This is a genomic window from Mesorhizobium ciceri biovar biserrulae WSM1271 (genome assembly GCF_000185905.1).
Taxonomy (GTDB): domain Bacteria; phylum Pseudomonadota; class Alphaproteobacteria; order Rhizobiales; family Rhizobiaceae; genus Mesorhizobium; species Mesorhizobium ciceri.
Genome location: NC_014923.1, coordinates 3,140,551 through 3,152,873, shown reverse-complemented (window position 1 = coordinate 3,152,873; position 12,323 = coordinate 3,140,551). Strand labels below are relative to the sequence as shown.

The 12,323-nt window shown below is 63.8% G+C and carries 10 protein-coding genes; 3 read left to right on the top strand and 7 right to left on the bottom strand.

Features of this window, described 5'->3' with window-relative positions:
* The first annotated feature begins 3 nt into the window (after window positions 1-3).
* The 3 genes from MESCI_RS15280 to MESCI_RS15270 all read left to right on the top strand — a co-directional run bounded on the left by MESCI_RS15280 (window position 4) and on the right by MESCI_RS15270 (window position 3,111).
* Complete coding sequence (locus tag MESCI_RS15280) at window positions 4-885, top strand: AAA family ATPase (protein WP_013530845.1); 882 nt, start codon at window positions 4-6, stop codon at window positions 883-885.
* 202 nt (window positions 886-1,087) lie between these two features.
* Window positions 1,088-2,224 (top strand): vWA domain-containing protein, encoded by a 1,137-nt coding sequence (locus MESCI_RS15275; protein WP_013530844.1) that lies wholly within the window; start codon window positions 1,088-1,090, stop codon window positions 2,222-2,224.
* Complete coding sequence (locus tag MESCI_RS15270) at window positions 2,224-3,111, top strand: amidohydrolase family protein (protein WP_064994052.1); 888 nt, start codon at window positions 2,224-2,226, stop codon at window positions 3,109-3,111. Before MESCI_RS15275 ends, MESCI_RS15270 begins: the two co-directional genes overlap by 1 nt.
* A gap of 4 nt (window positions 3,112-3,115) precedes the next feature.
* Here the strand turns inward: MESCI_RS15270 and MESCI_RS15265 are convergent, their stop codons facing one another.
* The 7 genes from MESCI_RS15265 to MESCI_RS15235 form a co-directional block, all read right to left on the bottom strand.
* The gene (locus MESCI_RS15265; protein WP_013530842.1) at window positions 3,116-3,523 is read right to left on the bottom strand and encodes a carboxymuconolactone decarboxylase family protein; all 408 of its coding nucleotides are present in this window, start codon (window positions 3,521-3,523) and stop codon (window positions 3,116-3,118) included.
* Between the two features lie 218 nt (window positions 3,524-3,741).
* Window positions 3,742-5,238 carry a sugar ABC transporter ATP-binding protein gene (locus tag MESCI_RS15260; protein WP_013530841.1) on the bottom strand — a complete coding sequence of 499 codons (1,497 nt, stop codon included), beginning with the start codon at window positions 5,236-5,238 and terminating at the stop codon, window positions 3,742-3,744.
* Window positions 5,238-6,293: an SMP-30/gluconolactonase/LRE family protein gene (locus tag MESCI_RS15255; RefSeq protein WP_013530840.1), complete on the bottom strand. Its 1,056-nt coding sequence runs from the start codon at window positions 6,291-6,293 to the stop codon at window positions 5,238-5,240. The genes MESCI_RS15260 and MESCI_RS15255 overlap by 1 nt, the downstream gene beginning before the upstream one ends.
* Window positions 6,290-8,413 carry an ABC transporter permease gene (locus MESCI_RS15250; protein ID WP_013530839.1) on the bottom strand — a complete coding sequence of 708 codons (2,124 nt, stop codon included), beginning with the start codon at window positions 8,411-8,413 and terminating at the stop codon, window positions 6,290-6,292. Before MESCI_RS15250 ends, MESCI_RS15255 begins: the two co-directional genes overlap by 4 nt.
* 82 nt (window positions 8,414-8,495) lie before the next feature.
* Window positions 8,496-9,524 carry a sugar ABC transporter substrate-binding protein gene (locus MESCI_RS15245; RefSeq protein ID WP_013530838.1) on the bottom strand — a complete coding sequence of 343 codons (1,029 nt, stop codon included), beginning with the start codon at window positions 9,522-9,524 and terminating at the stop codon, window positions 8,496-8,498.
* Between the two features lie 66 nt (window positions 9,525-9,590).
* Window positions 9,591-10,577, bottom strand: coding sequence for an ABC transporter permease (locus MESCI_RS15240; RefSeq protein WP_013530837.1), 987 nt, complete (start codon window positions 10,575-10,577; stop codon window positions 9,591-9,593).
* 232 nt (window positions 10,578-10,809) lie between these two features.
* Window positions 10,810-12,273, bottom strand: a complete 1,464-nt coding sequence (locus tag MESCI_RS15235; RefSeq protein WP_013530836.1) for a DHA2 family efflux MFS transporter permease subunit — start codon at window positions 12,271-12,273, stop codon at window positions 10,810-10,812.
* Window positions 12,274-12,323: the final 50 nt, after the last annotated feature.

Genomic DNA, 12,323 nt, shown 5'->3' with positions numbered 1-12,323 from the left:
GGAATGAACGGGACAAGCGCCGAGACTGTCGCAATCTCACCGGAGGCGGTGGCGCAGCATCTTGCCGCCTCGCGCTATCTGGCCGACGACAGTCTTGCGACCGCGATCTTCCTGGCGATCCGGCTGGGGAAGCCGCTGCTGCTCGAAGGCGCACCAGGCGTCGGCAAGACGGAAGCGGCCAAGGCGATCGCCGCGCTGCTCGGCCGCGATCTGGTGCGGCTGCAATGCTATGAAGGCATCGACGCCGCGCACGCGCTCTACGAATGGAATTATCAACGCCAGCTGCTCGCCATCCGCCACGCCGGCGAGCATGAGATCGACATCTACGAAGACCGTTTCCTGATCGCCCGGCCGCTGCTGCAGGTGCTGAAGGCGCCGGAACAGCGCGTGCTGCTGGTCGACGAGATCGACCGCTCGGATCATGAATTCGAGGCGCTGCTTCTGGAATTCCTCTCCGATTTCCAGATCAGCATTCCCGAACGCGGCACGATCCGCGCCACGGCACAGCCGATCGTCATCCTGACCTCGAACCGCACCCGCGAGCTTGCCGAGGCGCTGCGCCGCCGCTGTGTCTACCACTGGATCGGCTATCCCGACGCCGAGCGCGAGGCCGCCATCATCATGCTGCGCGCCGGCGATGTGGCGCAAGCAACGGCGCGCGCAGTGGCGGCGGCCGTGCAGACCATCCGCGCCCGGCCGCTGGCCAAGCCGCCGGGTATTGCCGAGGCCGTCGAATGGGCCAATGCCGCGACCATCCTGGAGAAGGGCGGCAGCCCGTGGCCGGAAGCCTTCCGCCGCGCCATCGGCGTGTTGATCAAGGACGAGGAAGACCTCTCCTACATCGCGCCGGAGCTTGGCCGGATTGTCGAGGAGGCGCTGGCGTGAGCCGCGACTGGCGCATTCCGCAAAGCTGGCGGGACAGCACCCCCCTCTGCCCTGCCGGACATCTCCCCCTCAAGGGGGGAGATCGGATGTCATCCCCGCTTTCGCTAATCGCTGACGTCGCCGAACAGAGCGAAGCGCCGAAGCTGCCAATCTCCCCCCTTGAGGGGGAGATGTCCGGCAGGACAGAGGGGGGCGACACAGAATGATGCGGGAAACAAGCTTCCCCCGCGCCGCCTCGCCATTCCTGGATTTTGCCAGGCTCTTGCGCCGCTACGGCTTTGCCATAGCCCCCGAGCAAGTCTCCTGTTTCATGCAGGCGGTGACGTTGCTCGGGCCGCGCTCGATTGCGGACATCCGCGAGGCCGCCCTTGCCACGCTGGCGCCGCCGCCCGACCGCCGCGACGAATTCGAAGCGCATTTCCAGAGCCATTTCTATGGCAACAGGTCCGCCGTGGTCGAAGGCGACGCCGACGAGGAAACCCGCATCAAGGATGATGGCGGTGCGAGCCAGGAAGAGGTCGAGGTCATCAGCCATCAGGAAGGTGGCGAACTCTCTTCCGGAGCCGAACAACTGAGTACCCGCGATTTCAAGCGCGACGACGACAACCTTGCCGCTTTCCGCCGCAGGCTCGCTTCAGCCCTGCCCGCCCGCCGCTCGTTCCGCACCGTGCGCACGCATTCGCGCGGCAAGCTCGATCTGCGCCGGTCGCTGCGGGAAATCGTCAGCGCCGATGGCGACGTGCCCTCGCCGCTGCTGCGCCGCCGCCAGACCGTGCCGCGCAAGCTGCTGCTGCTGATCGACGTTTCCGGCTCGATGAAGCTGCACACCGCAGACTATCTCAAGCTGGCGCATGCCGCCGTGCAAGGTGCCGACCGCGCCGAAATCTTCACCTTCGGCACGCGGCTGACCCGCATCACCACGGCATTGCGCATCCGCGACCGCGACCAGGCATTGGCCCGCGCCGCTGCCCAGGTCGACGATTGGGACGGCGGCACCCGGATGGGGCCGACGCTGCTCGCTTTCCTCTCGGTGCCGCGCTTTTCAGCCTTTGCACGCGGTGCCGCTATCGTCATCCTGTCCGACGCGCTGGAACGCGGCGATCATGCCGAGTTGGAGACAGCCATGCGGCGGCTGAGCGCCCGCGCCTTCCGGCTGTCGCTGGCCACACCTTTGGCCGGCGACCCGCGCTTCCGGCCGGCAACGGCGGCACTTCGCGCCATCCTGCCTGACCTCGACGATCTCGTCGACGGCTCGTCGCTTGCCGGTCTCACCGATTTCATCCTGTCGCTCGCCCGCCCTGCTCCGGCGGCGGCGACAATCTGGAAGAGGGTTTCATGATGCAGAAAACCATCGACGCACATTTTCACATCTGGCGCCAACAGGACCAGCCATGGCTGGTCGGACCGATGGTGCCGCGCATCTTCGGCCCCTACGAACCGATCCGGCGCGACTATCCGATCGAGGAATTTCTCGAAGACCAGAGGGATTCAGGCGTCGAGAAGGCCGTCTACGTCCAGACCAACTGGGCCAAGGAGGATTTCGAGAAGGAAGTCGCTTTCCTGCAGAAGACGTCCGACGAAACCGGCTGGCCGCATGCCATCGTCGGCTACACCGACATGACCGTCGACGATATCAGGCCTCAGATCGATCGCTTGATGAAATACAAGCTGCTGCGCGGCGTGCGCATGCAGTTGCACTGGCACGAGACCCCGGCCTTCCGCTTCGCCGCCTCCGCCGATCAGGTGATCGACCCGAAAGTGCGCGCCAATGTGGCGCGGCTCAAGGATTATGGCCTGTCCTTCGACCTGCAGCTCTTCCCCGCCCAGATGAAGGACGGCCTGACGCTGGTCGGCGAGAACCCCGAAACGAATTTCATCCTCACCCATGCAGGCATGCTGACCGGCATGGAACCGGAAACCACCGAGGCCTGGAAGGCAGGCCTGCAAACGCTGTCGGCGGCGCCCAATCTTTACGCCAAGCTGTCGGGCCTCGGCACCTTCGTCCACCGCAACGATCCCCTGCTGATCGCCTATGTCGTAGACAACGCGATCGATATCCTGGGCGCCGACCATCTGATGTTCGGCTCGAACTTCCCGATCGAGAAGCTGTGGACCAGCCACGCTGAGCTGATCAAGGCGCACCGCGACGCGGTGGCCAAGCATGGTGCTGTGGCCGAGGCGGATATCTTCTGGAACACGGCGGAGAAGGTTTACCGGCCGGTGTGACGCCTCACTTCACCTCGAACTGCGGATCGACTGGAATCTGCATCGCCGTCACCAGATGGTTGGTCTGGCCGGCGAGCCCGATGATCGACACCAGTTCGCCATGCTGCGCATCGGTCATGCCCTTGGCGCGGGCTGCCGCCGTGTGCGAGTGGACGCAGTAGGAGCAGCCATTGGCGGTCGACACCGCGATGTAGATCATCTCCTTGGTCAGCGGATCGATGGCGCTGTCGGCGACCATCACCACCTTCAACTGTTCCCAGATCCGCTTCAGCGCCGGAGGATCATTGGCCAGCCCGCGCCAGAAATTGTTGACGAAATCAGATTTGCGCGTCGTACGGATGTCGTCGAACACGGCTTTCACGGCGGGAATCTTTTCGACCTCGGCATCGCTGAGGAGTTTTGTGGTGGCCATGGGTTTTTCCTTCGTTGGATCGTTGCGTGAATTGAATCAGGTCTTGAGCAATTGCGGCCAATCCACTCGTCCGATTCACTTTTCCAGCGCCGGCGTCTAGATTCAGGTCAGGCCGAGTCGAAAATGGTGGATTCCGAGAACCGGAGCGGAGCGTACTTTTCGTACGTGAGCACCGGAAGCGCAGGAAGCCATCATTTGCAGGCCGGCCTCACCTGAATCTAATGCACGGCCGCGTACATGATCTTCTCCTCCGTGGCCTCTGCCGGCGAAAACTCCTCGACGATGCGGCCCTGGCGGCAGACCAGGATGCGGTCGGACAGGTTCATGATCTCCGGCAGGTAGGACGAGATGACGACGACGGCCAGCCCCTCATCGGCCAGCCGGTTGATGATCTGGTGGATCTCGGCGATCGCGCCGACATCGACGCCACGTGTCGGCTCGTCGAAGATGACGATGCGCGGCTTCTGCACCAGCCCCTTGCCGATCACCACCTTCTGCTGGTTGCCGCCTGACAGCTCGACGACGCGCGCATTGTCGTTGATTGCCTTGATGTTCAGCGTCTTCGTCCATTCGGCCGAGAGCGCGCGCATCTCCTGCGTGTTGATCACCCAGGCCTTTTCGCGGCCCGCCGCCAGCAGTCCGCCGAACAGGTTTTCGGCAATGCCCATCGTCTCGAAGATGCCTTCGCTCTTGCGGTCCTCGGTGACATAGACGATGCCGTCGGCCACCGCTTCGCTCGGCACGAGATAGCGCACCGGTCTGTCATCGAGTTCAATCGCGCCGCCGCGCAGGAAATCCCGCTTGTAGATGCCTGAGACGATCTTGAATGTCTCGGTGCGGCCGGAGCCGATCAGCCCGAACACGCCGGTGATCTGGCCCTCGAAGATCGAAAAAGAGGTGTTGCGCACGACATTGCTCATCGAAATGTCCTGCACCGACAGCACTTTCTTGCCCGCCTTGCGCAGCTTCGCTTCGTCGCGCTGGCGGTAGATCTGTCCCGATAGCGTGCGCCCGACCATGGCGGAAACGATCCTGTCGCGGTCGAAGGCGGATGTGTCGTCGGTAATGACCAGCTCGCCGTCGCGCAGGATGGTGATGCGGTCGGCGATATCGAGCGCCTCTTCCAGCGCATGGCTGATGAAGACGATCGAGACGCCGCCCGCCTTCAGCCGGCGGATCAGCGCGAAGAAGTGTCGCTTCTCCTCCGGCGTCAGCGTCGCCGTCGGCTCGTCGAAGATGATGATCTCGGCATTGTGGTGGACGGCGCGCGCGATCTCGACCATCTGCCGCTTGGCCGCACCCAGCGTTGCCACCATGGCGTTGGGGTCGACCGGAAAATTCAGCGACTGCAGGAACTGCTGCGCTGAAATGTAGGTGCCGCGCAGCCGGTTGAGGAACTTTTCGGTGCCGAGATAAAGGTTCTGCGCCACCGTCATCGACGGCACCAAGCTGGTCTCCTGGAACACCATCGCGATGCCGGCTTCAAGCGCTGCGTGCGGCGAGGCGTAGGCGATCTCTTGCCCCTTGTGGAACATCTTGCCCGAAGTGGCATCGACCACACCGGCGATGATCTTGGTCAGCGTCGATTTGCCTGCGCCGTTCTCGCCGAGCAGCGCATGGATCTCGCCCTTGCGCAGTTCGAAGCTGACGTTCTTCACCGCGGGCACGCCGCGATAATTCTTGGTGACGTTTTCCAGCCGAACGATCGGTTCCATCAGAAACCTCCCGAAGCGAGGTCGATCGCCAGCACGCAGTCGCCGCCTCTGGAGGCGACAAACAGCCGGCCATCCTTTTCCGCAACGCTGCAGATGCCATGACGCGTGCCGTTGGCGCGGCTGTGCAGGCTGAACAGCGGCTGCATCTTCTGGTCGAGCCTGACCACCAGCCCATAGGAGCGGCTCGGCGACCACGGCTTGTGGATGCCCATGGTGCGGATGCCGCCGCATTGCAGCGGCTCGAGGAAGCTGCGGCTGGACGCCAGTGCCGGCGCGATCCAGTAGGCCGGCGGCACTTGGCTCAGCATGTCCTGCCGGTAATGCGTTTCCTGCAGCACGAATTCGATCAGCCGGTTGCGCGGCGCAAACAAGGTCAGCCAGGCCCCACCATCGGCGGACGGCGACAGCCTCGCGGGATATCCCGGCAGATGTGCAAGCACCGTCGAGCGGTTGCCGGTAGCGCCATCGAAGCGAACAAGCTGGTGACGCCAGCTTTCGCTAACCAGCAGATCCTCGCCGACAGGATGCAGCCCGTAGGGAAAGGCAATGTCGCCGGCGAGTTTGCGGAAATCACCGCCTGCGGCGCCTCGCTTCCAGAGCGAACCGGACACGCCCTTCTTCATCAGATCGGCGGCCCATTGCGATGGCGCATGCTCGGTCGAGCCGTTGGCCAGCCACAGCGTGCCGTCATCCGCATAGGCTAGTGCGGTGATGCAGCTGATCCCGGCCGGCAGTGAAACGTCGCTGCCGCCAATCAGCAACTTGCCGCTTTCCAGCCCGACCGTCAGTTCGCCCAATGGCGACAGCGCCAGCGCGGTGACGGCAGACGGAAAGGTCTCGACCACGACAGGTTGCGCTCCAGCAGCAATCGAATGGATGGCGTTGCCGCTGGAGACCAGCAGCCTGTCACCGGTAACCAGCAGATTATCCGGTTCCGTCAGCTCGGCAAAAGCCGGCGCATCATCCAGCCGCGTATTGGGGCGAAAAGCGCCGTCGAGCGGCGGGATGGTCACCGCCTTGCCGCGGAACAGGTCGAGCACCGGGTCGAGGATCATGGCTTTGCTCCCCAATAGGAAGCGGGGCTGGTCCAGTTCGGGTCGGCGCCTGCAATCTTGTAGCGGCCGATGCGGTTGTTGAGGATGCCGCCGACGAACAGATACCCCTTGTGCTCGCGCATCGAGGTGACCATCGGGTGCGCGCCGCCGGTGAGGTCGCCCATCGCCTCGACGATGCCGCCCTTCTCTGTGAATTTCACCACGCCGCCGGTGTTGATGTTGGGGAACAGCCATTCGTCCTGCGGCAGCCGGCGCGTCATGCGCTTGCGCATGTCGGGATGGCGCAGCGACAGGTCGAAGCTCGGCGTGCGCATGCCGAGCCACGCCATCCAGTAATTGCCGTCGGAGGCGCGGTTGATGTTGTCGGGATAGCCCGGCATGTCGCGGATGACGCATTCGGCGGTGCCGGCCTTCGGCCCCTCCAGCCAATAGCGGTGCACGCGGCAGGCCCAGCTTTCGGCGAAGAACAGCGACTTGCCGTCATGCGCCATGCACACACCGTTGGTGTAGCGATAGCCGTCGAGCAACGTCTTCGTCGAGCCGTCCTTCGGGTCGTAGACCAGCAGCCGGCCGGTGGCGCGGTTCTCGATCGAGTCCAGCGCCCAATCGTGGGCGTCATATCGCTTAGTTGAATCTGTGAAATAGATGCGGCCGTCCGGTGCGATATCGCAGTCGTTGGGGTCACGCAGCCGTGCATCGTCGACGATCGAGGTCCACGAGCGCGACGTTTCGGCCGACAGTCTTTTGACCTCACGATCCGGCGAGACGGAGTAGAGCCCCATCGCGCCGACGCAGCTGATCAGATTGCCTGATTTGTCGAAGGCCAGCCCCAGCGGGAAACCGCCGATATGGGCAAACACCTCCGACCTGACATAGTCCGGCGCGAAGAAGCGGACAATCTCGCCATGGCGCGTGCCGCAATAGAGATTGTCGTCGCGGTCGAGGATGACGTCTTCCGGCCCCTCCAGCTCGCCAAGCCCGATATGCTCTGCGGCCGACAGCCTGTTGTCGAGTTCGTATGGCGTGCCCGAGCCGGGTGCGGCCGATTGTGTCTCGCCCATCTTGAGATAGACCGGCGCGACATAGACCTCATTCAGCACCTTGTGCCGGTTCTTCAGCCAGCGGATGTCGATGGTCACCGCCACCGCCAACATGATGCCGAGCACCATCTGGTTGGTGCCGGTGCCGTAGCCCAAGCGGATCAGACCGTTGGTCATGGTCAGCACGATGATTGCGCCCATCAGCCCCTTGATCACCGAGCCGCGCCCGCCGCCGAGGCTGACGCCGCCGACCACCGCCGCCGTCAGCGCCATGATCTCGAGGTTGAGGCCGGTTCCCGGCCCTGCCCCGCTCAGCCGGCAAGCAATGAGGAAGCCGCCGATCGAGGCGCAGAAGCCGGAGAAGACATAGGTCATGAACACGGTGCGGCGCACGCGGATGCCGGCATTGTGCGCCGAGCGCCTGGAGCCGCCGACCGCCAGCACGTGCCAGCCCGGCCGCGAACGCGTCAGCGCGATATGGGTGACGATGGCCAGGATGATCGCCAGCCACACCGAGACGGACAGCCCCCAGAAGGTGCTGTCGCCGATGAAGTCGAGCACATCCGATGTCGCGGTCGAGAGCTGCACATCGGCGGCATAGGTGGTGACCAGGATGTCGAACAGCGCCCGGCCGAAGATGAAGGTCACCAGCGTGGTGAGAAAGGCGCGCAGCCTGAGATAGCCGACAAGGTAGCCGTTGATGGCGCCGAAGATGAGGCCGGTGGCGAGCGATGCGGCCAGCGCCAGCCAGATCGACTGTTCGAGGATGAAGAAGACATAGACGGCGGAAAAGCACGACAGCGCGAAGATCGAGCCGACCGACAGATCGATGCCGCCACCCAGCATCACCACCGTCATGCCGGTGACGACCATCGAGAACTCGCCGAGCTGGCGGGTCGATTCCTGCAAAGCGGTCAGCTTGAAGAAGCCGGGAATGACCGAGCCGAAGGTCGCCAATGTCGCCACCAGCGCCAGGAACGGAATGGCGTTGTCGGTCCAGCGTTTGGTCAGTATCTCGCCGACGACATGGTCGGGCACGAGATTGTAGCGCCAGGACTGGAGGCGTTCGCGAAAGGACATCGGCTGCTGCTATTCCATGAGGGGACGAGGTGACCGGATCCTTCCGGTCACCTCGCTTGTACTTCAGTCGAAAAGGTGCGGCTTACTTTGCCGCCGCCGCTTGTGCCTGCAGCGCCTTCAGGTCCCAGCAGCTGTCGGGCTTGAGGTCGGCCTTGGTCGTCGCCTTCTCCAGCGTGTAGATGTAGGTGTGCGAGGTGCCGGCCGGCTGGCCGCTCTGCAGCAGGAACTTGATGATGGCGTTCATGTCGCCCGACTGGCGAGCAAGATCGGTCATCACCACAGCGCCATAGGTGCCGTCGACCAGCTTGTCGCAATCGGCCGCCTTCTCGCCGCCGCCGGTGGTGACCAGGAACACCTTGCCGTCGAGTTTGGCATCGCGGATCGCGGCGGACGCGCCGGTGGCGTCGCCATCCCAGAAATCGATGATCGAGCAGATATCCGGGTTCTGCTGCAGCATCGTCGTCGTCACGTTGCGCGAGGTCGTCGCATCCCAGTTGGAATCGGGCTTGGCCACCACCTTGAAGTCGGGATTCTTGTCCAGCACCTTCATGATGCCGGCATACTGATAGAGGCTGGAGGAATTCGCCTGGTCACCCTGCACCAGGCCGATCTTCTTCGACGAGTTCGGGCCGCAGCCCTTGATCGCCGCTTCGGCCTCGAGCTGGCCAAGCCGGTCCCAGTCACTGCCGATAAAGGCGTCGGCCGGGAAGTTGGCGGGATTGTCGACCAGGATGACATAGGTGCCGGCGGCCTGTGCCTTCTTCATCAGCTTGGAATAGGAGTTGAGGTCCGGCGCGTGGATGATCAGCACATCCGGCCTGGTGTCCGAGGAGATGGCGTCCGTGATCGCCTGCGCGCCGGCATCGACGACCCAGTTCGGGTCGCGCGTCTCGAACACGCCGCCCCAGGCCTCGACTTCGGTCTTCAGATAGTGCGCCCAGCCCTGCGCCAGGTCGAAGCCCATTGCCAGCGGCACCAGCATGACGCGCTTGCCCTTGAGCGCCTGCGCGTACGCAGCCGGCCCCGGATCGTCGGCGGCGAAGGTTGGCGCCACGAAGGCGGTGACAGCGAGCGCCGTGGCGGCGGCCATGAGTGTCTTGATCAGTTTCATGTCGGATCCTTTTGCTTTGGTCGTTGTTATAAGCGGCCGGCCCCAACCGTCCGCCGCAGTTCAGGTCTAAATGTCGCCCTGCTGGGCGGTCTGCTCGTCACGTGGATTGATGATGCCGTCGACGATGATGGCGCCGAGCAGGATCGCTGCCTTGATCAGGTTCTGGTAGAGCAGCGGAATGTCGATGATGGTCATGGCGTTGAGCAGGATGCCGATCAGTGCCGCACCGACCAGCACGTTGCGCACCCCGCCGCGCCCGCCGGACAGGCCGATGCCGCCGATAACCGCCACCAGCACGATATCGTAGAGCAGCGTCGAATTGACGACGCGGGTATTGATCGAATGCAGGCTGGCCGCCGTCAGCAGGCCGGCGACCAGTGCGACGAAGGCGGAAAGCACATAGCGCAGCACCAGCATCGGCCGCACCGGCATGCCGATGTTGCGGGCGGCCACCGGATTATCGCCGGCGAAATAGATATAGCGGCCCCATTTGGTGTAGCGAAGGAACAGGAAGAACAGGAAGGCCAGCCCTGCGAAGACGAAAACCTCGATGGGAATGTCGAGGAAGCGCAGGCCGCCGAGCAACTCGACCCAATGGCCCTGCGGCACCGGCACGGCATCCTGCGTGATCAGTTGCGAGCGTACATAGCCGAAGACGAAGGAGCCTGTCGCCAGCGTCACGAAGATCGCCGGCACGTCGGCATAGGCGACGAGAAAACCATTGAGCAGGCCGATGGCCAGCACACCGGCCAGCACATAGGCGAAGGCAAGCCCGTCCGGCGTCCCCGAATTCAGCAGTTGCAGGTACCAGGCGACCGACATCGCCATGATCGCGACGGCAGAGAGGTCGATGCCGCGGCCGATGATGACCACGGCCATGCCGAGCGCAAGGATGCCCAGCACCGACACGGAGCGGACGATGGCGACGAGATTGTTGGGGTCGATGAAGCCTGGCAGGCCTATAGCCGCTGCAACGAACAGCACCACGGCGATGGCAAAGACAATGCCTTCCTGGTTCAGGCTCCTGAAATTTGGCCAGCCGATGGTGTTCATGTCTGCGTTTGCCCCGATGGCAGCGCTGCCATCCCTGGGAAAGAACGCTAATCGGCCCAACGCCGGTTCGTCAAATGAATCCGCGCCAGGCCGGCTGCGATATTTATCGAGTGGACGCATCGATTGCCGAAGCTGGCGCAATGCGCGGAAAACTCTGCGCTTTTGGCAATTGGTTGCGCCATTGCGGCCGCACGCGAAAGCGCTGCACCAAGGCAAAGGGACAGGACGGAATTTATCTCCGCATCAGGCGGAAAAATCGATCTGAATTTCCCGGCGAGTGCCCGGAAACCTCCGCGCCCGCACCTGGCGGGAGCACGAGAAAACGCAACGCCGCCACCAGCCCGATGGCGCCGATCACCAGAAAGGCTACTCGAAAATCCACAAGATCGAGAGCGGGGCGATCCCTGACGATCTGCGACAGATTAAGGATCGCCGCCGCCACCGCGACGCCAAACAGCATCGCCACCTGCTGCAGCATCGAGGACAGCGTCGCCGCGGAGCTTCGTTGCGACGCATCGATGTCGGCGAAGGCCAGCGTGTTAAGGGCGGTGAACTGCATCGAGCGCGACAGGCCGGCAATCAGCATCAGCGCCACCACCAGCGCTTGCGGCGTCTGCGGCGAGATCGCTCCGCAAGCCATGATCGAGGCCGAGGCGATGATGCCGTTGACGACCATCACCGAGCGGAAACCGAAACGGCGCAGCGTCGGCGTGGTCACCGTCTTCATGCCGAGATTGCCAAGGAAATAGGCCAGGATCATCAAGCCGGCATCGACAGGCGAAAGGCCGAAGCCAACCTGGAACAGCAGCGGCAGCAGGAACGGCGTGGCGTTGATCGCCACCCGGAAAATGGTGCCGGCGGCAAGCGTCGAGATGGCGAAGGTCAGCACCTTGAACGAGGAGAGATCGAGCAGCGGATGCGGCGCGCGCCTGAGATGGCGCACCGCCAGCCAGCCGAGGACGATGCCGGCTACGATCAGCAGCGCTGTCGGCAGCACGCCGTCCTCGGGATGCGCGATACGCTCGAGACCGTAGAGCAGCAAGGCAAGTCCCGCCGATGTCAGGAAAAAACCGGGCCAGTCGAGCGGCTTGGGGTCGGCCTCGCGGTCGCCTGGGATGAAACGGGCGACCAGCGCCAGCCCGATCACGCCGAGCGGGATGTTGATGAAGAAATTCCAGTGCCAGGACAGATAGGTGGTGATGAAGCCGCCGAGCACCGGCCCGACCACCGGCGCAAACAGTGCTGGCCAGGTGATCAGCGCCGTGGCGTTGAGCAGTTCGGATTTCGGCGCATTGCGCAGGACGAGAATGCGCCCAACCGGCGTCATCAGCGCGCTGCCGAGCCCTTGCACGACACGTGCGGCGACGAACTGGGTCAGGGTTTGCGAGAGGCCGCAGGCGAGCGAAGCCAGGGTGAACAGGACGATCGCCAGCAGGAAGATGTTGCGCGCCCCGAACCGGTCGGCGAGCCAGCCCGACAGCGGCACGAACACCGCCATGGTCAGCATGTAAACGGTGATGCCGATGCTCATCGCCACCGGCGACACGCCGAAGGAGGCGCCCATCTGCGGCAGCGATGTCGAGATGATCGTCGAATCCAGCAACTGCATGAAAAAGGCGATGGCGACGATCAGCGCCACGCGCCGCGCATTGATGGCCGTTTCGGACAAGGTTGCGGTCTCGGGAATGGCAGTCATGACGGAACCGGTTTGAACAGCATCTCCCCGGCGGCGTCCAGAGACGTCGC